This is a genomic window from Glaciecola sp. MF2-115, from assembly GCF_047250385.1.
GTDB lineage: Bacteria > Pseudomonadota > Gammaproteobacteria > Enterobacterales > Alteromonadaceae > Glaciecola.
In genome coordinates this window covers 128,062-151,731 of the sequence record NZ_JBLBVM010000052.1, presented here as the reverse complement: position 1 = coordinate 151,731, position 23,670 = coordinate 128,062, and the positions used below count along the sequence as shown (strand labels likewise).

Genomic DNA, 23,670 nt, shown 5'->3' with positions numbered 1-23,670 from the left:
TTTTATCGTGTATATTTTTTAGAACCTAGACATTCAAGTTGAATAGGGCTAGTGTTGTAATTTAAATCGATTAAAAATCAACCTCTGTTTATATGCCGCAAAAAATGGCTAAACGCCCCAATTACGATATATTGCAAGGACTGCTGCTTGGTGTTTTGGCGGCTCTAGCTAACTCGTTTCTATCAATTCCTATTTACGGAGCCCTCACCCTTTCTTGGGGCATGGGACTATGCATTTATGTGCTAATCAGTTTTGGGGGCCGAGCAGCATTAATAACACTTATTATCACCCTCGCATCAATGTATGCAACAGGGCACTCTATTTTGAGTACTGGCGTTCATGTAGCTGAATTTTTTATCATTGCTCTACTTATTCACAAACGATTTTTCGTAATTATAGCTTCCCTTTCTTTTTGGTTAATTATTGGTGGACCTTTTTATTGGCTCTTCTTAACAATGGCTCCTTCTAGTGGAAGTGGTCAAGAATTCAGTTTTATTTTTGCGTCAATGCAAGGTTTAAATGGCCTATTTAATGGTTCATTGGCAGCTATGCTGTATTTACTCACTCCTACAAAATGGCTTTCAGACGATAGTAGCTCTGCAAATAGAAGCTTATCCTCGAATATTTTCGCACTTAGCGCGCTCACACTGATCTTGCCCTTGGTGACCATTTCATTAGTGTTAGCAAGTACCGCAAGTGAACGAAACGAAGAACAGCTAATGAAAATACTTCGCTCTCAAACCAACACCGTTAGCTTAACGACTGAGCGTTTTATTGATGAGCATTTTACATTGGTCAAGCAACTGGCGAGAGCTTTATCCAGAGTCAGTGATGAGGATGCACGAAAAAACTTACTGCTTGACGCTCAAATGGATTATCCAGACTTCTTTAACCTGACCTACATACAAGAAGATGGTTACACATCTTTTTTTGCACCCAGAAGATTTAATGACGACTTGGAAAACCTGCCGAGAAACCTTCGCTATGTAAATGACCGCGCTTACTTTAAACATGCACGCGATACTAAAACGCCCTTCATCTCTGGTGTGATGATGAGTAGAGGTATGATTTCCGCGCCTATGATTGCTCTATCTAGCCCAATACTTATAGACGGTAACTTCCAAGGTGTATTATTGGGAGCAATGAATTTACAATTTATTGCAAACCTTCAAGAACGGATGGAATCAACGCTTAATTCAGATTACTTAATAATTACAGACGCGGAAGACAAGGTTATCTATGCTTCGCCATCGACAGGACTGCAAAGCCTTTCAAAATTTAATTTAACAGTTACCGAGAGTAAATTTTCCCCCGGTTTCCCTATGTTAAGCATCGAAGGCAGAGGTCATCCATACAACATGGCTACCAACAGTTTCGCTTGGAAAATCTACGTCATAAAACACCCTGATGAACTTGTTGAACTATTCAGTCATCACCTTTTAGTACTGACAATGACGGTTGTATTGATAATACTTTTATTCCTATTGATTGCGCATAAGCTCGCAAAAAGAATAACCTCTCCACTCGTAAAATTATTAGGCAATAATTCAGATAACTACATTGCTAACTTTGAAAATGAACTCAGTGCAACTTCAAGCCAAGAGATCAATGAAGTTGCTTCAAAATTACGTAAATCGCATAATTTATTACGCGACTTCGAAGATCAATTGCAACAGCAAGTATCAGAGAAAACAACACAGCTTGAACAAATGAACCTGCAGCTTGCAGCCCAAGCAAGAGAAGATGGCCTAACACATTTACTAAATCGAAATGGTTTTGACGAAATCGCTTACAATGCAATCAAAACAAATCAAAGGCTTCAGCAACCCATTAGCCTAGCACTTATCGACATTGACCACTTCAAGCTGATCAATGATAGTTACGGACATATAGTGGGTGATGAATGCCTAAAGGCTTTCTCAGCTTTAATGCAGGACAATTGTAAAAGAGAAACCGATATTATTGGTCGTTACGGTGGTGAAGAGTTTGTCATATTAATGTCCAGTAAAGACGTGAGAGCGCATCATCAACTCATACATAATATTCATATACAAACGCAGAATATGAGAATAGAAGTTAAAGATCTTAAGGTGCCCATTAGATTAACCGTTAGCATTGGTGTTTGCAGCTTGTTAGGAAATAGCCAACTGAGCCTCCATGAAATCATCAATATTGCCGACGAAGAGCTGTATAAATGCAAAAATAATGGCCGAAATCAGCTGTCGATTGTCACCATTGATCCCGAATAAGCCCTTTTCCTCAAAGTAGTCCGTTAATTTAGGCTTTATTTGTTTCGGCACAAGAGTCTAGTTCGTATATACTTAGCGTTTTAGTCTCAATAAAACTGGGTTATGCGCGCTTTATTTCATTTTCTTAATGGCTGTATTTCGGCTCTGGGTTATCTGATTAACACCCTATTCTGGGTTCTCCCTATCGTTTTTTTATCTTTACTAAAGGTAATACCTATTAAGCCATGGCAAAAAATTGTCTCATTTCCGTTGGATGGATGTGCAAGTGCGTGGATTAGTATTAATAACTTAAATCAAAATATATTCTCCAGAACCAAATTTGTAACGCAAGGTGGTGCGGGCTTAAGCAACAAAGAATGGTATTTAGTTATTTCGAATCATCAATCTTGGGTTGATATATTAGTCTTGCAACGAGTACTCAATCACAAAATTCCATTTTTAAAATTCTTCCTAAAGAAAGAGCTCATTTGGGTGCCATTTCTTGGCATAGCATGGTGGGCACTCGACTTTCCTTTCATGCGCAGATATAGCAAGACATTTTTGAAAAAGCACCCGCATTTAAAAGGCAAGGATCTTGAAACAACTAGAAAAGCTTGTGAGAAATTCCAGTTCAAACCAGTGAGCGTCATGAACTTCATCGAGGGCACTCGCTTTACAAAACAAAAATGGCAACAGTCTGGGCAAATGTATTCCAAACTTCTACCACCAAAAGCCGGCGGTATCGCATTTGTATTAAGTGCTATGGGAAAGCAACTAACCAAACTTGTTGATGTAACTATTCACTATCCTGAAGGAACCCCCTCCTATTGGGATTTTGTGACAGGCAAAGTGTCCAAGATAAATGTCAGTATAAGAACCATTTTGATTGACGATTTATTCAAAAATGGCGTATTTTCTCCGACTTATTTCGACGACCCAAACCAAAGAGAAGCGTTTCAACAGTGGTTAAACCAATTGTGGAATGAAAAGAACATTCAGCTTGAGCTGATGGAGCAAAGCAGTAAATGAAGTCTATAAAATCATATATAATATTACCCATCCATTTTATATTACAGATGAGCAATTTGGCCCTGTGGGGAGGACTGATATTTTGTTTCGGCCTAGTTCGCTTTATTATTCCAATAAAACTTATCAGCCGTGCTCTTCTAAAATTAATGCACTTCCTTTATTTCACCTACAGTATTTTTGCAGTTGCGATGATCAAGTTCTTCAATAAAGTAAATGTTGAAATGAGAGTAGATGAAGCGCTGAGCAAAGAAAAGTGGTATCTGATCATCGCAAACCATATCAGTTATTTAGATATTGCCTTACTCATCCGATTTTGCGCAGAACATACCTCGCCTCCTAAGTTTTTCCTTAAGAAAGAACTCATTTGGTTACCTTTTGTGGGCATCGCCGCATGGGCACTAGATATGCCATTTATGCGTCGTTATTCGCAAGCATTTATTGAGAAACACCCGCATTTAAAAGGCAAAGATATTGAGACAACGCGCCAATCTTGTGCAAAATTCATCGATAGTCCAACCTCTGTCATTAATTTTGTGGAGGGAACACGTTTTACGCCTATCAAAGCGCAAGAGCGAAAAAGTCCGTTTGCGCACCTGCTTCGCCCCAAGGCTGGAGGTATTGCGTTCACGTTAGCCTCTATGGGCGAACAGTTTAGTAATGTCTTAGATGTTACCATCGCTTACCCTGAAAATTCAGGCCATCCTATGATGGATATGTTAAGTGGGGAGATGTCGCATATTGTCATCGACGTGTGTGTGCTGCCAGTGTCTGAAGAAATCATTGGCGATTATTTTGAAAACCCTAGCTTTCGAGAAAACTTCCAAGTGTGGTTGAATAGACTTTGGGAAAGCAAAGATGAACGGATGAAAGAATGGATGAAGGGATTAAAGGCACAATAATATGAGTTATTTAATGATGTTTTATTCAGCGTTTTTTTCAACGAGCGTATCTGCTTCAGAGACTGCTGCTACTGCCAATCCAATGCGCAGCCAAGTTGTTGCCGATCTTGTAGAGTTCTTAATTGAAGCCGGTCAATATCTAGGTATGAAGCTAGAGCAAGGCAGTATGTCCTACCAGTTATTTGCCTTGGGCAGTATTTTCTTAGTTGCTTTCGCCTCTTTTATTCTCGCTAAACTGATTTTACATTTCAAAGTCTTGAGGCTTGTTTCTAGGTCGAATAATACTTGGGACGACTGTTTGATGGAAGCTGGCGTTTTTAGGCGTATCGCCAGAATTGTCCCAGGGATCGTTGTTTACACAACCTACAGTTTATTCTTTGAGCCTGAAGATAAGCTCTACTCCTTGTTGGCGAACTTCAGCGCAATCTATCTACTATTTACTGCATGGCGAACCTTGAGTGGCTCATTAACAGCAATTGAAAATATTTACAGTCGAAGCCTACTCGCAAAAAAAGCCCCTATAACTGGCTTTATTCAAGTCACAAAGTTGCTACTTACCCTTGTTTTAATATTCTTGCTGCTATCACTACTATTAGGCAAAAGTCCTATTTATTTACTGTCGGGCTTAACCGCAATCGCAGCAGTATTATTATTGATATTCAGAGATACTATTTTAGGTTTTGTGGCTGGCATTCAAATAGCAGCAAACAGAATGTTCAACACCGGCGATTGGATTGCCATGCCGAAGTATGAAGTGGATGGTGAAATACTCGAAATTGGTCTGAACGTTGTGAAAGTACAAAATTGGGACAAGACCATTTCGACACTGCCAACCTATTCACTGACTACTGATGCGGTAAAGAACTGGCGTGGTATGACGGAGTCAGGTGGACGAAGAATTAAACGATCCGTTTATCTCGACATCCATTCAGTCTCGTTTGCAGATGCCGAACTACTTGAAGAATGGGAAGGTATGAAGCTCTTGAATCAGTACTTGAAAGACAAAAAACAAGAGCTAGTTGAAGATAGAAAACTGAAAGAAATTGAAGAAACAGATATCCTCAATTGTCGACGCTTAACCAATCTCGGCACGTTTAGAGCCTACCTTACGTCTTATTTGAAAAAGCATGAAATGATTAACCAAGATCTAACGTGCATGGTTCGTCAATTAAAGCCTACTGAAATTGGTATTCCTTTAGAAATTTATTGCTTTAGTAAAGAGAAAAACTGGGTGGCATATGAACAGATTCAAGCTGACATTTTTGATCACGTGCTAGCAATACTGCCTGTATTCAAATTGCGAGCTTATCAGCGGGTATCTAGCCATAATGAACAGGCACAAAAAAACGCGCAGTAGCGCGTTTTTCTTATTAATAGCAATTGCTGTATTAGCTTTTACTATTAATCTAACTATGGTGAATAAGACGTTTAATCTTTGACAAAAATCTTAGGAAGCAGCATAAGCTAACAAGAACGTTAACGTTAAGCCAGTTACACCCATATATCCATATTCAATTTTTTCGCGCATTCCTTCCGCACCTGATTTTCCGGTCAAGAATGCCATAACGATACAGGTTAATCCTAAAACCAGTGCTACCACTGTTGCACCAAATAAAAAGCCGCTAAGTATACCGTTCATAATATTCCTAAAGTGAATGCAGAAAACGGCGGTATTATGCACTAATCTGAAAAAATGTTACATGCCTGACTTAAATATTTTTATTGAACTTGATCTTGGTCAATATGCCTAACTCTTAGGTAAATTTCCTAATACAATAATGTTGTTTTATTAGATTTTGCTCGTGAATAAGTTTAACCATATGAATTATAAAGAAATATATAATCGGGAACAGACTTTGCAAAGACACGTACAAACACTACACTACTGACATCACCAAAAGGATTATCAGAAATGAAAAAACTACTCATCACAACAATAGGTCTTTGCGCAATATCCACCTTTAATGTCAATGCCGGTCAAGATCATTCAGATCGTTGCGATATTAATCTTAATGGTGAATTAAATTTTGCTGACAACACGCTAACAATAACAACTAGAGCAGACGAGCAGGTTAAAATTACTAACTCTTATGTTGTTTATCTAGATGGTGAAAAACTTTCGCTATCGAATGAAGAAACGAAATATGTCAAAGACTATTATGACAGCATACAACAAAGCATCCCTCAAGTAATGACAGTTGCCTCTGAAGGCATGAAGCTGGCAAACTATGCTGTGACTGAGGTGCTAAGAGGGTTTCTTGGCGCAGATAGCAGAGTCGCTTTACAGTTGGAAACGAAACTAAATGGTTTATACAGCCAACTTCAGGAACATGTGTATCAAAATCCTGAATCTCTTACTTTCGATACAGCCACTTTAGAAAGGGACCTTGGACTTGGCGCTGACTTTGAAGAGGAAGTCGATCTTATCGTTTCTGAAGCTATGGAAAACGCGATGGGCGAGTTTCTAGTTCAAATGGGTAGAAGCATGATGAACGGCGAAGGTTCAATGGAGTCATTTGAAGAGCGCATGAATAAAATGGGCGATGAAATTGAAAGCAAAGTAGAGAGCCAAACCAAAGGGATTGAGAAAGAAGCTGAAAAACTTTGTGAAATGCTAACGATTGTTGATGACTCGGAAAACAAAGTTCAACAAATTAAGGGCCTTGAGAATGTAGATCTCGTTGCCAAAGGCAAAAATGCATAGATACTTTATTATTGGGCTAGGCTGGTTAGGCAGCCCACTTGCAAAAACGCTTCTTAGTGCCGGACATATTGTTTCCGGCACAACACGCGATTCAGATAAAGCCACCCAGTTAAAACAATCTGGTATCGACACCTACTTATTTGATCTTTATGACCAAGACGCACCATCAACAATCGGTGATGCATTAGAGGGTGCTTATCTAGTTATCAATATTCCTCCAGGTAGAAAAAACTTTTCTCCCGATGCATTTATTAAACAAATGAAGACCTTGTTCGATTTTGCCTGCAGTCATATGGTAAAACATATTTGTTTTGTCAGCACTACGTCGGTATTTGGTGAAATGAAAGGCAGAATAGGTAATGAGACAGAACTCTCACCCAATACAGCGTCAGGAAATGCGCATGTAGAGCTAGAAATCTATTTGAAGGACTTGGCCAAAGCGCATGATATTAGCGCTTCAGTGTTGCACCTAGCGGGCCTAGTTGGTGAAGACAGACACCCAATTAATACATTGTCTGGAAAAACGAATATTGCCTTAGGGAAAAACCCCGTTAATCTTATTCATCAGCATGATGTTGTTCAGGCAATTATTACTATTTTGAGTTTTGCTCAGAAACACAATGGAGATCCGCAGCACACAGATCCGCGCGATTCAAAATTGAGCTCGGAACAATTGGGCCCGACGCAATTACGCTCTGCAAAATCACCTAGTACACAACAAAAGCTCAATGAGAGCGCTTTAGTGGACTCAAGCAAATCCCTCTTCACCGAAAACTTCTTTTCCGCAAACTTATGCAGTGCTGAGCATCCTTCGAGAGAAGACTATTATACTTGGTGCGCTAAACAGAAAAACCTACCGCTTCCCGAATTTACAACTGACGATAGAACAGTTGTCGATGGCAAATGGATTGATGCTAAAGAAACCGTTGAGCTCTTGGGAATACGACTGAAGTACCCTAGTCCCTACGATATGCTGCCTTGAACCGTTATAAAAGTTTTTAGTCACCCATAAAAAAGCCCTCACAAAGAGGGCTTTCATATAAATTTATAGCTTACTCTGACTTCAATGAAGCTTTAAAACAACTCTGCCATTAAAGAGAAACCAAAGTATTTAACAGCCACTGTATTGATAAAGATGCCCAGCAAAATTACTGGAATAAAGGTACCAACAGAAACGTTAACGTAACGCTCGAACAAACTCTTTTTAAACTGAGGAGCGCCTTTATCTAGTTCTTCGTTGAACTTGTGTTTCTTCCAGCGATACATTACGAAGATACAAATCAAGAAGCCATTTAACGGTAGAATTGTGTCGTAAAATACGTCATAGATCACCTGAAAGAATGAGTTTTCAATACCCGCGTAAGTAATAAAGTTCGTAAAGAACTCGGAATGACCAAACGATAATGCACACATTACAGAAAAGATAACTAATAAAGCTCCACATAGCAGTAGCGAAGGTTTACGTTCCATCCCTTTTTCACTCATCAAGGAAGCCACTGGCACTTCAAAAATAGATACCAAAGAGGTAATCGCAGCGAAGAAAACTAATAGGAAGAATATGCTAGCAACAATACTCGCACCGATATAGCCAATGCTCGTTTGCAATTCCAAAAATATTTGCGGTAAGAACGAGAAGATCATACTCACCGACGATTCACTCAATTCTTCTGGATTGATTTCTGGATTAAACGAAAAGATAGCGGGAAGTATCATCAGACCAGCAGTAAAGGCAACAGCCGTATCGGTTAAGGCAACTAACTTTGCTGAACTAGGCACATCTGCTTTGCTATCAATGTAGCTACCATAGGTGATCATAATCCCCATGCCCAATGACAAGGAAAAGAAAGCTTGTGACAGTGCGCCGTTGACCACAGTAGCATCAATCTTAGAGAAATCGGGAACTAGGTAAAACTCAACACCAGCCATCGCGTTATCGCGAGTCAACACAAACAAGACGAGCACTACTAACATTGCAAACAAAGCAGGCATTAAAATTTTCGCTGCTTTTTCTATGCCTTGTTTAACGCCCCCTTGCAGAATTAAGTAAACGACTAAAAGCACACCAACCATATAGGCAAAGATGCTATTACCGCCAATAAAGTCACCAAAAGTGCTGGCTTCAGCAAGAACATCTAGATTACCAATGACAGACTGCACGAGGTATCCGAATATCCAAATAGTGATGACCAAGTAAAATACTGCGATCATGAAAGGCGTAATAACTGACAACCAGCCTGCTGCCTGCCAAAACCGTGAGCGGTTTGACAAAGATGCGTAAGCTCCCAGTGGATCTTTTTGACTGTTTCGCCCCACCGACATTTCTGCCAGCATAACGGGAAGACAAATGAACACCACGAAAATGGCGTACATCAATAAGAAAGCGCCACCACCATTTTTAGCCGCGCCAACAGGAAAACCTACGAGGTTACCAATACCTACCGCTGAACCAGCAGCAGCTAGAATAAAACCGAGTTTTGAGCCAAATTGCTCCCTTGAACCACTCATCAATAATCCTTCTTATTATTTTTGTTTTTATGATGTTGATAGTGTGATGTTAACAGTCTCTTAACAAAAAGTCTTGAGCTTAACGCAATAAAAAAAGCGGTGTAAACCGCTTTCTACAAACAAGATAAATACCCTATTTACCGTTACCACGCAATAGTTTTACCGCCCCAATCTAAATAGTAGGGGCTTTTCTCTGGATCTAATTGTGTACAAATAGATAAGAGCTGATTAACCGTAAACTCAGGCGTAAATAGCTTCTCTGGTTTTACATTCGCTTGAAAGGGTTTAGAGAGCCCCGTATCAACGGTGCCAGGGTGATAACACATTAAGCTCGTATTCGGCTTTCTGCGTTGATATTCAATAGCCGCAGTCTTCACCAACATGTTTAACGCCGCCTTAGATGCCCGATATCCGTACCAACCACCCAAGCCATTTTCACTTATGCTACCTACTCGCGCGCTAAAGAAGACGATACTCGCACCTTTCTTATCTACAATATCGACCAAGTTTTGCAACCATATTGCGGGTAGTATGCTGTTAATTCGAAAGTATTCGCTTAGTTGTTGTTCATGGATATCTTCTAAACGCTTTTCCGGTTTCAAACCGATCGTGTTCTCCTCAGCATTTGAGGACGCCTGCTGATGCAATATGCCTGTTGCACATATCACTAAACTGAGTTGAACACCCTGCTTCTTCAAATCCTTAGTAAAGGCCTTAACTGCAGTCTCATTCGACGTATCCATAGCTTGGTGAACGACCTTGGAGTTACCCTCCACAGAAAAAGCAGCATCACTTCGTGACAAGGTGAAAACTGTATGAAAGCGTTGTTGTGCGCATACTTGCTTGACGATTTCTTGTCCGATACCGCCATTGGCGCCGATGATCAGTGCGTATTTTTTGTCGTTATCTGAATCTTGCATATCCTAATTGTACTCCTTTAATTGCGTGTGCCCTTATGTATTGACAGGAATCGTTTCGCGGTGGCGTATTTAATTACTTCAAATTGCAGCGGTTTGTTTCACAGCGCTCTTTGCCAGTTAGCCAGTAAGATATTTTATATCTATGTTTTGCGAAGAGAAGATAGACCTTATCGGCAAACCATCGAATAACCGGCCAACGCAACGGTGCATATAGCCAAGTAACGCCAACTCGACTCCACGCTTGATGAGTGACATCAAGACCTGTAATTATCGTTCCATCCTCCAACTGAGCATGAATACGGGCATTTAAGTCCTCAATATTCAAATGCGGATAGCGTTGTGAGAAATCCGGTAAAGAGATGTCTTCGAATAATATTCGTTGCTCTTTATCTCGCTTTTTGAGGTGCTTAACTTCTTTCTCGCACAAAGGGCAAAGGCCGTCGTAAAAGAGAATAAATGACATATTTTCGCCTTAGATGTTTGTCTATAAAACTAGTACGTGAATTATTTAGGAAAAGATGACTTGAATTTTAGTCTATTTAGTCGCACGTTATGTATCTATTCATAATTAAGTGATAAATCGGGAAAATAATGAGTTCGCAAACAATTACCTTAGGTGGAGGATGTTTCTGGTGTTTAGAAACAGCATTTAATACAGTTGAAGGTGTTATTTCAGCCGTTTCGGGTTATTCAAATGGACATGCTCATGACCCAAGTTATGAGGACGTCTGTACTGGGAATACGGGACATACTGAAGTTGTCCAAGTGACCTTCGATACCAATAAGTTATCCCTTCGAGAAGTGCTGGAGATATTCTTCGCACTGCACAACCCTACACAATTGAATCGCCAAGGTGATGATGTAGGCACTCAGTATCGAAGCGGTGTTTACTATCACAGCGATGAACAAAAGCAGGCAGCAGAAGAGATTATCAAAGAAATCGTCGATACTGAGATTTGGCCTGACCCAGTGGTGACCGAAGTAGTCGCGCTTGATAATTATTTTCAGGCGGAAGATTATCATCAAGATTATTTCGCCAATAACCCACAAAACCGCTACTGCAATATGGTTGTTGCACCGAAACTTGCGAAGTTCAAGAAGACTTTTGTGAGTAAGTTGAAAACTAGTTAGATTGCGTTCAAAACTGCATGTTTTACTCAAATTACGACAAACATTATAGTGAAGCTTAAGTTTAAAATTATTAGTGTTGAATCAAAAAGCAGGTGATTCTTCTATTTTAAACTGACAGCTTCACGCGCTAAATCCACCGTGAACGATTTATCATCTCTTTCTAGCATTAAACTAAGGGGGCTAGTCTCACACCCTCGAATTACTTTTATGACTTCAACCAAACTCATCGACTGAACATAGATGAAACTGTCTGTTTTATTGGGAGAAATAGCAATGACTTTATCCCCAACATTAATACTGCCTTCCTTATCAACCGGACCACCTGCAACAATTTCGCTAATTATAAAAGTATCATCGAGTTGTTGGATAGATGCCCCAATCCCCTCTTTATTCAAATCGAAAAGAACACCTTTGTACATAATTTCTTTTTTTTCACAGCTGCTATCTTTATTATTTTCTAGTGAAGAGCAAGCGCTCAGGACTAGAACGAAAAAGATTATATTGAAAGGCCGAAATGACACGTTTAATAAGTATTTCAATTTATATATTTACTCAAGCTAAACAATTACTCAAACCAAGCCTTATCAATTTTCATCTTGAACAACAACGGCGCCATTTTTTGATATTTGTGTTGGTCGGCCGGACATACAATATTTTTATGATAATTGGCTTTCCATGGGTCGTTTACCATCCACAGCTCATCAGCAACAACCGCAAGCCCCTCAATAGAAGAATTATCCATCAAATGTTTGTCGGCGCATTCTGGCTCTGACTCTTTGTCGTTTTGACTCGTGTCTGAAGGAGCGAAAAAGTCGAACTTAATTCGTTTTGTTGGCTTTTTCTTTGCCAAGTCTACAACCCATAGCTCATTATCGTTGCGCGCAGCGGCTAGCAAGTAGCCTTCACTTTCAGAGCTTGGGTAAACCACATCCATACCATTTATAGGATGATTACCCTGTTCAAACGTTGGCAAAAGTAATTCGCTATCCTGCACTTTGGCAAAACCCGACTCTTGCCAGAAGTCACTTCCCAATTTCAACTCAAAAACTCTTGGCTGCTTTTTTGAGTCTCTTTCTAAGCCTAATAACAAACGGTTGTCGCGAGTAATAGATAAACCCTCAATCCCATCATTTGGAAAGTCACCTACTTCAGCAGAACTTGGAAACTGAATGGGTCGCACATGTGTGAGCGCCAAGCTCTCTCCTTGAAGTTGTAAGCGCACAACTAATGTGGGGTAGAACGTAGAACCTGACTCTGCATATTGTTGCTGACAAGTCTCACTTAGCTGCTCATTCCTGCTAGCATCTTCAGTGACAAAAACCCAAGCATTATCTTCTCCAGGGAGTGGCGCTAAGGCCTCATAATCGGGCTTGTTTGACAAATAAGTAAAGAAACACGAGTTCTTAACAGCTTCACTATAGTCATTTATTGCATATTTTTTGACAACTTTGCTATCACCCATCGAAATTTGATGTAGCCTTAAAATTTGGCTCTCGTGGGCACTTGCATCAGACACCGTATATAAAAAACCATTGGAATACTTTAGACCAGATGTTTGCGGGTTCAACATTACATCGCCATCAAGGTCAATTATCCATGTCCCAAGTACTTCATTTTTTTCAGACTTGGGCTCGGGATTAATAGGCATCGGAGCGCCTTGTTCTTGGGTGCAAGCAACACAGAACGTTACAATTAACGATGCAACAACTATCGCCTTAAGCTTTTTCATTCGATATCCTGATATCCATTAATGTAGCTGTATGTAATTCAAAACTGTCAGAGTATACATGCTGAAGAAAAAATTATTTAGCATAATTTTTGAAGTATAAAGTGATAGTATATTTTCTAAGCTTCAGGTTTTAACATCAACTTATAACGCATTCTAAACGGCAAAAAACGCAAGGAATATAGAGTAAATTGACTGAATCATTACCAACACTCATTGCAGGTCCAATATTACGTCACACTGATAGTCAACGCATAGTTTGGTGGCTGATCACATCAGTTGCAGTTGATATAAAACCGATGTTAGCCGATGCTGAAAACGAAGCTTTAGATTTGCAAAATACGAAAACAAATCAGGAAACGTTTTGTGTTGGTCAAAATGCATTTATTCAATTAATTACGCTTGAAGCAAGCAATGAACAAAACCTGCTTGAATCAGGTATTTTGTATCATTATGATTTGTTAGCTCATTCACAAAATACTTCTAGCGATAAAGACGAATACAATACTGAAAAAAGCATTCTAGAACGTACACTCGGCCTAACATACGAAGGCTATTCTCGCCCCAACTTTCGCTTTAATCATAATTTAACGAAGGTTACGCACGGATCTTGCCGCAAGCCACACTTTCATGGCGAAGATGCGCTCCCACAACTTGATCAAATAGTGGCAAATGAGTTAGCGAATGAGTTGGCTGATGCTCATTCTGGAACTAATAAAAGCAATTTGAGTCCGCAACGCCCAGATATCATGCTAATGACTGGCGATCAGGTGTATTTAGATGATGTGGCTGGACCTATGTTACATGCCATTCATCAAGTAATTAACATGCTGGGTCTGCACAATGAACTTTTTGAAGGTGCTACTGTAGATGATTTAACGGCACTCATAGCTCATGAAGATGGCTTTTACAGACGCGAGCATTTGTTGCCGGAAATTAAGGCCAATGACAAGTTAGCAAAAGCATTCTTTGCCGCCAAAAGTAAGCCTGTTTTCACCTCAGTAAACGCGAAAAATCACCTTATCGCGTTGAGTGAAATGCTAGCAATGTACATGCTTTGCTGGTCTCCTGCTCTATGGAAGTTCGTGAATTTAGACAAACCTGATCTGGATGAAGCGAATCGCGAAGTGTATGCAAAGGAAAAACACGCTATAGAAAACTTCCAGAAAGGCTTAGGTAAAGTACAACGAGCTTTAGCCCATGTACCATGCTATATGATGTTTGATGATCACGACGTGACGGATGATTGGAATCTAACCAGAGGATGGGAGGAGCAAGTATATGGTCACCCGTTCTCAAAGCGTGTCGTTGGTAATGCAATGGCCGCATATTTTTTATGTCAGAGCTGTGGCAATCCGAGAGAAAAACTTGGCGACCTTTTTGAGGAATTCAGCCAAGTATTCTCTCCGAACGACTTAGTTACAAAAGCAGACTTAGCTAGCTCGAAAGCGATTAGTGATATCTCACATAAAGAATTAATAAATACCTTGTTTGATTTTGATCAGTGGCACTATAACATCGCGACGCAACCACCTGTGCATGTTCTCGATACTCGAACTCAACGTTGGCGCTCCGAGTCCTCTTTAAATAAGCCCTCTGGCTTGATGGACTGGGAAGCTTTGTGTGAATTACAACAGTCGATTATAGGAAAAGAGTCCGTAATTATGGTTTCTGCAGCACCCGTTTATGGTGTGAAATTTATTGAAACTGTACAAAGAATATTCACAATTTTTGGCGGTGCATTAGTCGTAGATGCCGAGAACTGGATGGCGCATCGAGGCACTGCGAGCGTTATGCTGAATATCTTTAGACATATCAAAACACCGCCCAATTTCATTATTCTATCAGGCGATGTTCACTATTCATTCGTTTACGATGTTAGCTTACGCTTTCGCCGCAACAGCCCTCACATTACGCAATTTACAAGCAGTGGATTACATAACGAATTCCCCGATGGTCTATTACGATGGTTTGATCGTTTAAACCGTTGGTTCTATGGGCATCGTTCACCGCTAAACTGGTTAACCAAGCGTCGTAATATGTCAGTGAGGCAAAGAGAACCGAGCGGCCAAAGTGGTACTTTAGTAAATAAGAGCAATATTGGCCTACTTACTTTGAATGACAATGCAACTCAGGTAGACTGCGCGCTAATATGCAGCGATGGCAGCAATGTCAGTTTTTCAAAACCCAAGTCGCTTTTAAAGGCAGAAGCAAAAGCGAGCGCTAAGGCAGAGCAATAGTAATGAATTCCGCTACAAAACAGATTGCCATTTTTTATGGCTCCACCACTTGTTATACCGAAATGGCGAGCGAGAAAATCCAAGCCGAATTAGAATCTATTACTTCTGAAAAAGGGATCCAAGCCGAGATAAGCATGTTTGATATTAAGGAACATGCCTTAGAGAAATCCACACAATACGACCTCATTATTTATGGCATATCTACATGGGATTTTGGCGAGCTTCAAGAAGACTGGGAATCAACTTGGGAAGATATTAAAGCGCTAGAATTGGAAGGTAAAACCGTTGCTCTATTCGGGCTTGGCGATCAATTAGGTTACGCTGATTGGTTTCAGGACGCCTTAGGCATGCTGCACGACGAACTTATTATACTAGGTTGTGACATCATCGGTTATTGGCCTAATCAAGGCTATAAATTCACCGAGTCAAAAGCCTTAAGCGACGATGGTGAATTTTTTGTTGGTTTGTCTTTAGATGACGAAAACCAGTACGACCTAACGGAAACTCGTATCCACGAGTGGTGTTCACAAATATTAGAAGAATGGACTACGGATCTATAGCATTCACCATTCTTTGAAAGCACCTCATTAGTCGTCCCTTTAAAACTCGCGTCACTTCGACAAATGTCGCTACTTCAACACTCGTCGTTACTTCAACACTCGCCGTTACTTCGACACTCGCCGTTACTTCGACACACGTCGTCCCTTCGAAGGAAGGGACCTCCAACTATCAAACTATCCCTGGTGTTCCGGATTAAGGATCCTAACTTCACGTTGAGGGAATGGTATTTCAATGCCATTCTCTTTCAGCGTTTCAAGGATAGTTAACATCAAATCACCGCCAACACGATTTTTACCGTCATCTACACCTACCATCCAAAACTCGACGAACATGTTAATACCCGAGTCGCCAAAGCTATCTATTTCACAATCAGGGCGCTCTTCCAAGGGCACTTCATCACCACTAATTACTTGCGGGTGCTCGCTAACAGCCACTTTAATAAACTCCACCATACTACGCACATCAGTGGCGTAAGGAACCGAAAAATCAACACGGTAGCGTTGCTTTGGATCTTTGTGCGTCCAGTTAACCAAAAAGTCAGAAATGAACTTTTCGTTTGGCACTAGAATATCTTTACCATCATAAGTCTCAAGCACGGCATAGCGCATTTTAAACTCACGAACGAAGCCTTTTTGTCCGTCGCCCAACTCTACAAAATCCCCTACGGTTAACGAGCGATCTAAAAGAATAATGATGCCTGAAATGAAGTTAGAGGCAATTGATTGCAAACCTAAACCAATACCCACGCCTACAGCACCGCCAAATACGGCTAACGTTGTAAGGTTAATACCCATCACATTCAGTAAAAGAAGGACGATAATGCAGAACAAGGTCACTTCAAATAGCTTAGAAAAGACTTCCTTTGTTGGAATATCTAAACTCTCCTGACGTTTAATGACAGCTTTACCGAAGCTGCTTGAAACACGTCCAAGCCAAAATAGGAAGCCACCGAACACTAGCACTCTGGCAACACCATAAACTGAGACATTTACGTTACCAACGCTGATTGATATCTCTTCCAGTATTTTAATAATGCCAGGCAACACGCCAATCAAATGTAAAAACAAAATAGGCAAACCTATCCATTTGAATAGAGTCGCTGCGTACGTATTGGTTACAAATGCACGAATGATTGAGCTGAAGAAGATAAGAATAGCAATCGACAACGCGACCTGAATTACCCATGGTGAGTACTCTAGGTTCTCGCCTGCTTTGCGTGAAATTTGTAATAGCAAAATTGCTATAAGTGGGAAAAGCACACCACCTACTCTATAAGCAAACTTTCGCAAAGGGTGTGCAGTATCGTCGGGTTCATTTTGTGTTAAGCCGATACTATTTCGTATTTTATAGGCCGCGGCAAAAGCGATACTGTAAATAACAACTAACATTGCGAGTTGAACATATGTTTGTGTACTAGAAAGTATTGTTAAACTATTTTCTATATTTTCAGTAACAAATGTTGAAATTGAAGAATAATCCATAACTGCGTTTCCTGTACAAAATAGCGAAACAAATAGCGCTATTTTGAAAATTCAATTTATTCGAGTACGCAAATTTACGCCTCTCAGTGCAGGTGGTTGTGCACGCCTGCTTAGTGGCATGCTTGCATAAGAATGGGAATATGCCAATGTATTTTTGTTTAGGTTTGAACAATTGGACCGAAAATGAATAAACTAGCGAGACGACAAGTATTTATATGCCAAAATTAGCTATTATAGAAACCGTATCACTGACCATAAATAACCGATGAATCCAACAAAAGCACAATCTCCAGCAAGAGAGTTGAAAAAAGGTAGACTGCATAGAGAGTTTTACCGGAATGGTGACGATCATCGCGCAGGTGCTGATGTGAGTTTTCAGGATGTGTTGCGTTTGTTTAGATTTCGTTCGATTGAGATCGGAAAATGGGTTACAGAAGAAGAGAAACGCATAGCTGCTAATTTATTTTTTGATGCCCTTTGCGATCTTATGGATATTTTGCAAGTTCCAGAGAATGTCATCTCCCTAAATGGAACATTATCCCTTGGCTTTGGCGTTGGTGGGCAAAAGCACGCATCTGCACACTATAACAGCGCAAAAAAACAGCTTTCGTTAGCAAAAAATGCAGGAGCCGGCGCTTTAGCACATGAGTGGTTTCATGCATTTGACCACTATATAGCCAGCAAAATGTTTAAAGTTTCAGGCAGTAATCTATTCGCCTCTGAAATTTGGTTGAACGAAAATGCATCGATGCATATTCACGCTTTGAACGAACAGCTCGCTAGCTGCTTCCGATATATCTTTTTAGATAAAGCGGGTAATGCCCCAAGCGAACTAATGACGAAGAGTGTGTTTGTTGACCAACAACTAAAAAGCTTTTATTACGCTAGGCCTCAAGAGGTTGCGGCACGGTCCTTTGAAGCTTGTATACAACACCAATCCATTAAAAATGCATTCTTAGTTCAAGGAACAATGAAAAGTGCTGAAGCTAAACTCGGCATTTATCCGCACGGCTCTCAACTTAATGATATTGCCACTCAATTGAAAACTTATTTCAATTGGTTGGGTAAAGCCCTTGATCATAGTGTCACTGACGCGTAAAGTTGCTACTAGAAAATTAATTAAATTGCTGGTTTTCGCTAAGCTACTGGGCATATAAAAAGCATTTGAGAGAATAAACGCATTTTTTTGTTAAATTCGTTTACAAAACTCTATGCTTTTTCTATTAAGCCATTATACTATGAAGAATTGCTAGAGAGCAGAACTAGAAGGACTGAGTGTAAAAATGAAAAGAAAAAAACATACCTCCGGTGATGACGACGCAGCGGTAGACATGACACCAATGTTGGACATCGTGTTTATCATGCTGATCTTTTTCATCGTAACGACGACGTTTTCATCTGAGAAAGGTTTAGAACCACAACGTCCACCGAAAAGTGATCAACCTAATCCACCAAGTAAGTCTTTATCCATCAGAATTGATGAGTCAGGGCAAATACTTATGAATGGTCGTATTGTCGATATTCGTCGTGTTGTTGCTAATGCTCAAACATATTTGGCAAACAATGATACAGACAGCGCTGCAATTCAAGCACATGAAAATACTGAGCACGGTATCGTAGTTAATGTTATGGACCAAGTTAAGCTAGCTGGCATTCAGAAAGTGTCGGTACTTGTTAAAGAAAAATAACAAGGCATAAAGTTAACATTAAAACGCTGTTCTTTGAACGGCGTTTTTTTTTGCTTGTTGAATCTCATACATACTTTTTAATAGTCTTAAGCTTTTAAAAGCACTTCTGCTGAGGGCGCCTTCTAAATTGCCTTATCATCTGTATTGTAAATAACCAGTTTGTTAACTTACTCTTTGTTAACTTTCTCGAAAATAAAAACCCGCCTAGTTGGCGGGTTAGTATTTATTCTATATTTGCTATACCGTTTTAACACGGCGTTTATTCTTAACTAATTTACTATTCGTTTATTTATTGTCACTGTCTTGAGCTTCGAGTTCTTTATTAACTAGCGCTTTTTTCTCAGCTTTTACATCTTGAAATAGTGTATAGAAAATACTTAGCAAGTTAGTAATGTTAAATACAGTACCAAATATGCTCCCCACCATGATGGCGTAAATAAGGCCTAATACTTCAGCTAGAATAAACCACTGGCGTATCATTTTGGCACTAGTCAATGAGATAGAGCCAACAGTAAAAATAAGCGAGGAAGCATAGGCAATAACGATCATCCAGCCGTGATCAAGCCAGAGTAATTCATAGAAGAAGAAGGCTAAATTAGCAGTTACAAAGGTAATTAAGACCGGCATACCGCGATATTTGATAGCAACTATATTACGAATACACGCCAGCATACAGCCCACACCGGCGGCCATTGCTCCTAAAAGAAAAAAGTGAATACTAACGCTTAGTAAAGCGATCGCGGAAATGAAGCGATATCTGTTGATATCACTTTGTCGATAGCCAATAAAATTAAATACAACGGCTATTGCGCCAAAAACTTCTGCTATTGGGAGCATGTCTTCTCCGTAAAATTACGTGTTAGCCCTTATTAGGGTTTATCGAGAAACACGAATAGAAGCAAAAGTTAGGGGCTTAAACCATCATTGTAATGACGCTTGGGTTTCAAACCAATCATCATAAGAAAGCACTATCTGCTCATCTATATGGTCTGCAGGGTAAGCAAACAAACCAAACTGGTTACCTTTATGATGCGAAATAACAACCGCAAATTTAGGCATCGCCTTTATATTTTTATGGAAGGGATCCCATAGTGGGATCATATACTTGTCAACGCGGATCAAAGGCACTCTAGCACCATTGATCATCTTCCATTCATCAGCCACAGGGTTGGGGATGCATGCATACACGCAATGAAAGGGGATCTTAATTTGTACCCCTTCCCACCAGAACTGCTCAATTCTTATATTTTCTATCAGTGTTTCAACATCTGTTGGAATAGCTGTAGCCATAACGAATTGCCTCCGATAAACATCAAAAAGGTTCACAAGTAGTATGTCCCTATTTAGTGTATCAATGCAAATCAGTTTTAACTTTAGCTAAAATTCGGCGCGAGTATAGTGATTATGCTAGTTAACCGCCAGTGCTAATTCCGAAAACTTGTAACTGAATCATCTGATAAGCAACCTGAGAAGCGCTTACCGGACGATATTTAGCCAACGGACCGACCAAAAGAGGAGCAATTAACTTCGCGAAGTAAATGCCGATACTTTCTGCAGTTCGTTTTTCAGGACGTTCACCCAATAGCAAACTTGGTCTAACCGCAGCGGCATTCGCTAATTGTGGCATGTTAAAGATTGCGTTTTCTAACTCCCCTTTTACTTTTAAGTAAAAGTTTTTACTTTTTGCATTAGCGCCGACCGACGAAATCCACACAAAACTTCTAGCTCTTTGACCTCTGGCTAATTGCGCGGCAGCATGTACGAACTGAAAATCAACTCGACGAAAATTGGACTGAGATCCAGCTTGTTTTATTGTCGTTCCAAGGCAACAGTAAACATGCTCCACCGAAAAATAACCTTGATAGTCTTCGAGTAAGTCAAAGTCGATAACTATTGCTTGAATTTTGTTTTGTGGGTCATCGTATTTCGCTTTTGATAGAGGCGAGCGCACCAAACAGGTAACCTGAGAATAACGATCATCTTGGCATAAGCGATTTACCAATGCCGTGCCAACTAAACCTGACGCGCCAAGAACGAGTGCTTTGTATTTTTCAGTCATATTTCCCCTAGCTTGTGATACTCTTTCTGTTGATACTCTTTTGCATTACCAAAACAACAATTAAACAACAATAAAGTGAACAACGAATAATTCATTATGAACAGACTAATCATTACTCTAGCATGCGCATTTGGGTTCAGCTTAAGCCCAAATCTAAGTGCAGAAACCCTTAGCATAGAACGTATTCATCAATCACCGTCCTTATCAGGAAGTGCTCCAAAAGGCATTCAAATGTCTCCAGATGGCCAGCGCGTTACCTTCTTGAAAGGTAAAGAAGCCGACTACGACCGTTATGATCTTTGGGAATATCACATTCCTACAGGTAAAACACAAATACTCTTTGACTCAGATGACTTGCATACCGGCCCTGAAGTTCTCTCTGATGAAGAGAAAGCTCGTCGCGAACGCATGCGTGTTTATGGAAGCGGAATTATTACTTACGATTGGTCAAGCGATGGCAGCGCCCTACTTTTCCCGTTAGCAGGTGACGTTTATTACTTTAAGATTGGCGATAAAAAAGCCAAGCGTTTATTAGAGACTGAAGCCTTCGAAACCGATATTCAATTCTCGCCCTTAGGTAACTTTATTTCTTACATCCGTGAACAAAATCTATATGTGATGAATGTAGCCACCGGCAAAGAACAAGCGATCACGACCAAAGGTGGTGGTGATATCAAGTACGGTATGGCTGAATTCGTTGCACAGGAAGAAATGGGCAGAATGACCGGTTACTGGTGGTCAAGTGACGAAAAGCACATTGCCTTCACCAAAGTTGATGAAAGCCCTGTCGACATTATTGTGCGCTCTGAAATTTATGCTGATTCAATTAGTACAATTGAACAAAAATATCCAAAAGCAGGAACTAATAATGCACACATTGAACTTGCTGTGGCTAACTTGGCTTCAGGTAAAGTTACTTGGGTTGATTTAGGTTCTAACAAGGATATTTATTTAGCTCGAGCGAAATGGATGAATGAGTCTACTCTGACTTACCAAACACAGTCTCGTGACCAGCAAATTCTCGATTTAAATGCGGTGAATATTCTTACTGGTAAACAATCAATTTTATTGCAGGAAAAAAGCAATACTTGGGTAAACCTTAACAAGGATCTTCGTTTTCTAGCGGACAAGAAACACTTCATTTGGGCATCTGAGCGCGATGGCTATAAGCATTTGTACTTATATCGCAACAATGGAGAGCTTGTTCGTCAAATAACTAAGGGCGATTGGGTTGTTGAAAGTATTAATGCAATCGATGAGAACAAAGGCCTAATTTATTTTCAAGGACGCAAAGACACGCCCATCGAAAGCCATGTTTATTCAGTTGATTTAGCTGGAACCAAAATCACTCGTCTAAGTGAAGCTAATCAATTTAATCGTGCAACATTCAGTTCAGATGCGTCTGTTTATGTGAACTCTCACTCAACCGTTAATTCACCGGTACAGGTTAGTTTACACAAAGCCGATGGCAGCATGATAACTTGGCTTGAAGAAAATAAGGTCGATAAAAACCACCCTCTTCACCCTTATAAGGAAGATTGGGTAGAGCCTGAGTTTGGTACTATTAAGGCAGAAGAAGGCACCGAACTGCATTATCGATTGTTTAAACCAAGTAAAATTCAAGGCAAGCATCCAGTTATCGTATATTTATACGGTGGTCCACATGCTCAGATGGTCACTAACAGCTGGGGTGGTAACCGCGGCCTGTTGATGCAGCATTGGGTCAATAAAGGCTATGTAGTGTTCACCGTTGATAACCGAGGTTCTTACAACCGCGGAAAAGCATTCGAAGATCCATTATTTAAAAAGATGGGCTTTGTAGAAGTTGACGATCAAATTGCTGGTGTGGAGTTTTTACGCACATTGGATTTCGTAGACCCCGACAGAATAGGTGTGCATGGTCATAGCTATGGTGGTTACATGACTCTTATGACTATGTTCAAAGCGGGCGATTACTTCGCTGCAGGAGTGTCTGGTGCACCAGTTACTGATTGGCGTTTGTATGATACCCATTACACAGAACGCTATATGGGTAATCCAACAACGGACGATCAAGCCTATACCGACTCTTCAGTATTTCCTTACGCTAAGGACCTGAAGGGCGATCTACTGATATATCACGGTATGGCTGATGATAATGTACTGTTTACGCACAGTACGATGCTGTACAAGCATCTACAGGATTTAGCATTACCTTTTGAAGTGATGGATTATCCAGGTAAGAAACACAGTATCCGAGGTAAAAATACGGGTATTCACTTGCACAAAACAATCACGAACTTCTTTGACAAGCATTTGCAAACGACAGCGCCTGCAAGCAAATAAGCGCCTAGCGTTGAATTAACTATTGTATTAAGTAGATGCGCCCTCACTGCGAGGGCGCATTTTTTTGTTCTAGAATCATTCAAAGTGCTAAAGTAGTTTTCTATGTATAGACCTCACCAATACCCTACTTCTTAGAAGTGTATTAATGACTAAACAGTTATTTTCTAATCTGCC

22 protein-coding genes are annotated in these 23,670 nt (G+C 40.2%); 12 read left to right on the top strand and 10 right to left on the bottom strand.

What is annotated here, in order from left to right:
* Positions 1-104 precede the first annotated feature (104 nt).
* The 4 genes from ACKLNX_RS10880 to ACKLNX_RS10865 all read left to right on the top strand — a co-directional run bounded on the left by ACKLNX_RS10880 (position 105) and on the right by ACKLNX_RS10865 (position 5,513).
* Positions 105-2,249, top strand: a complete 2,145-nt coding sequence (locus ACKLNX_RS10880; RefSeq protein WP_412972383.1) for a diguanylate cyclase — start codon at positions 105-107, stop codon at positions 2,247-2,249.
* Positions 2,250-2,351: 102 nt separating this feature from the next.
* On the top strand, positions 2,352-3,257 hold the full coding sequence (locus ACKLNX_RS10875; RefSeq protein WP_412972382.1) for an acyltransferase: 906 nt from the start codon (positions 2,352-2,354) through the stop codon (positions 3,255-3,257).
* Entirely contained in the window at positions 3,254-4,156 is a 903-nt protein-coding gene (locus ACKLNX_RS10870; RefSeq protein WP_411695112.1) for an acyltransferase, read from the top strand. The genes ACKLNX_RS10875 and ACKLNX_RS10870 overlap by 4 nt, the downstream gene beginning before the upstream one ends.
* Position 4,157: 1 nt before the next feature.
* The gene (locus ACKLNX_RS10865) at positions 4,158-5,513 is read left to right on the top strand and encodes a mechanosensitive ion channel family protein (RefSeq protein WP_412972381.1); all 1,356 of its coding nucleotides are present in this window, start codon (positions 4,158-4,160) and stop codon (positions 5,511-5,513) included.
* A 90-nt stretch (positions 5,514-5,603) separates the two neighbouring features.
* Here the strand turns inward: ACKLNX_RS10865 and ACKLNX_RS10860 are convergent, their stop codons facing one another.
* Positions 5,604-5,795, bottom strand: a complete 192-nt coding sequence (locus tag ACKLNX_RS10860) for a hypothetical protein (protein WP_412972380.1) — start codon at positions 5,793-5,795, stop codon at positions 5,604-5,606.
* Positions 5,796-6,068: 273 nt separating this feature from the next.
* On the opposite strand from ACKLNX_RS10860, the gene ACKLNX_RS10855 reads away from it, so the two are divergent.
* Entirely contained in the window at positions 6,069-6,860 is a 792-nt protein-coding gene (locus ACKLNX_RS10855; protein WP_412972379.1) for a YggN family protein, read from the top strand.
* Positions 6,853-7,842 carry an NAD-dependent epimerase/dehydratase family protein gene (locus tag ACKLNX_RS10850; RefSeq protein WP_412972378.1) on the top strand — a complete coding sequence of 330 codons (990 nt, stop codon included), beginning with the start codon at positions 6,853-6,855 and terminating at the stop codon, positions 7,840-7,842. The genes ACKLNX_RS10855 and ACKLNX_RS10850 overlap by 8 nt, the downstream gene beginning before the upstream one ends.
* A 92-nt stretch (positions 7,843-7,934) precedes the next feature.
* On the opposite strand, the gene ACKLNX_RS10845 is transcribed toward ACKLNX_RS10850, so the two are convergent.
* The 3 genes from ACKLNX_RS10845 to ACKLNX_RS10835 all read right to left on the bottom strand — a co-directional run bounded on the left by ACKLNX_RS10845 (position 7,935) and on the right by ACKLNX_RS10835 (position 10,748).
* A complete protein-coding gene (locus tag ACKLNX_RS10845) occupies positions 7,935-9,365 on the bottom strand; it encodes a sodium-dependent transporter (protein ID WP_412972377.1) in 1,431 nt (476 codons plus the stop codon).
* Positions 9,366-9,508: 143 nt separating this feature from the next.
* Positions 9,509-10,285, bottom strand: coding sequence for an SDR family NAD(P)-dependent oxidoreductase (locus ACKLNX_RS10840; RefSeq protein WP_412972376.1), 777 nt, complete (start codon positions 10,283-10,285; stop codon positions 9,509-9,511).
* A 73-nt stretch (positions 10,286-10,358) separates the two neighbouring features.
* Complete coding sequence (locus tag ACKLNX_RS10835; RefSeq protein WP_412972375.1) at positions 10,359-10,748, bottom strand: thiol-disulfide oxidoreductase DCC family protein; 390 nt, start codon at positions 10,746-10,748, stop codon at positions 10,359-10,361.
* Between the two features lie 128 nt (positions 10,749-10,876).
* Here ACKLNX_RS10835 and msrA point away from each other — a divergent pair, with 128 nt between their 5' ends.
* Entirely contained in the window at positions 10,877-11,416 is a 540-nt protein-coding gene (gene msrA, locus ACKLNX_RS10830; protein ID WP_411695121.1) for a peptide-methionine (S)-S-oxide reductase MsrA, read from the top strand.
* 101 nt (positions 11,417-11,517) lie between these two features.
* Here the strand turns inward: msrA and ACKLNX_RS10825 are convergent, their stop codons facing one another.
* Positions 11,518-11,835, bottom strand: coding sequence for a PDZ domain-containing protein (locus ACKLNX_RS10825; protein WP_411695122.1), 318 nt, complete (start codon positions 11,833-11,835; stop codon positions 11,518-11,520).
* A gap of 146 nt (positions 11,836-11,981) precedes the next feature.
* On the bottom strand, positions 11,982-13,145 hold the full coding sequence (locus ACKLNX_RS10820) for a hypothetical protein (protein ID WP_412972374.1): 1,164 nt from the start codon (positions 13,143-13,145) through the stop codon (positions 11,982-11,984).
* A 188-nt stretch (positions 13,146-13,333) separates the two neighbouring features.
* Between ACKLNX_RS10820 and ACKLNX_RS10815 the strand changes: the two genes are divergently transcribed.
* Together ACKLNX_RS10815 and fldB are read left to right on the top strand one after the other, a co-directional pair.
* The gene (locus tag ACKLNX_RS10815; protein ID WP_412972373.1) at positions 13,334-15,382 is read left to right on the top strand and encodes an alkaline phosphatase family protein; all 2,049 of its coding nucleotides are present in this window, start codon (positions 13,334-13,336) and stop codon (positions 15,380-15,382) included.
* Positions 15,383-15,384: 2 nt separating this feature from the next.
* Complete coding sequence (fldB, locus tag ACKLNX_RS10810) at positions 15,385-15,942, top strand: flavodoxin FldB (protein WP_412972372.1); 558 nt, start codon at positions 15,385-15,387, stop codon at positions 15,940-15,942.
* A gap of 174 nt (positions 15,943-16,116) precedes the next feature.
* Here the strand turns inward: fldB and ACKLNX_RS10805 are convergent, their stop codons facing one another.
* Positions 16,117-17,424: a mechanosensitive ion channel family protein gene (locus tag ACKLNX_RS10805; RefSeq protein WP_412972371.1), complete on the bottom strand. Its 1,308-nt coding sequence runs from the start codon at positions 17,422-17,424 to the stop codon at positions 16,117-16,119.
* 265 nt (positions 17,425-17,689) lie between these two features.
* Between ACKLNX_RS10805 and ACKLNX_RS10800 the strand changes: the two genes are divergently transcribed.
* Together ACKLNX_RS10800 and ACKLNX_RS10795 are read left to right on the top strand one after the other, a co-directional pair.
* The gene (locus ACKLNX_RS10800) at positions 17,690-18,523 is read left to right on the top strand and encodes a CLCA_X family protein (protein ID WP_412972370.1); all 834 of its coding nucleotides are present in this window, start codon (positions 17,690-17,692) and stop codon (positions 18,521-18,523) included.
* Between the two features lie 184 nt (positions 18,524-18,707).
* Positions 18,708-19,112, top strand: a complete 405-nt coding sequence (locus ACKLNX_RS10795) for an ExbD/TolR family protein (protein WP_411695128.1) — start codon at positions 18,708-18,710, stop codon at positions 19,110-19,112.
* 285 nt (positions 19,113-19,397) lie between these two features.
* Here the strand turns inward: ACKLNX_RS10795 and ACKLNX_RS10790 are convergent, their stop codons facing one another.
* The 3 genes from ACKLNX_RS10790 to ACKLNX_RS10780 form a co-directional block, all read right to left on the bottom strand.
* Positions 19,398-19,949: a YgjV family protein gene (locus tag ACKLNX_RS10790; RefSeq protein WP_412972369.1), complete on the bottom strand. Its 552-nt coding sequence runs from the start codon at positions 19,947-19,949 to the stop codon at positions 19,398-19,400.
* An 84-nt stretch (positions 19,950-20,033) separates the two neighbouring features.
* On the bottom strand, positions 20,034-20,402 hold the full coding sequence (locus tag ACKLNX_RS10785) for a hypothetical protein (RefSeq protein ID WP_411695132.1): 369 nt from the start codon (positions 20,400-20,402) through the stop codon (positions 20,034-20,036).
* Positions 20,403-20,523: 121 nt separating this feature from the next.
* A complete protein-coding gene (locus ACKLNX_RS10780; protein WP_412972368.1) occupies positions 20,524-21,171 on the bottom strand; it encodes an NAD(P)H-binding protein in 648 nt (215 codons plus the stop codon).
* A 96-nt stretch (positions 21,172-21,267) separates the two neighbouring features.
* On the opposite strand from ACKLNX_RS10780, the gene ACKLNX_RS10775 reads away from it, so the two are divergent.
* Entirely contained in the window at positions 21,268-23,496 is a 2,229-nt protein-coding gene (locus ACKLNX_RS10775; protein WP_412972367.1) for a DPP IV N-terminal domain-containing protein, read from the top strand.
* Positions 23,497-23,670: the final 174 nt, after the last annotated feature.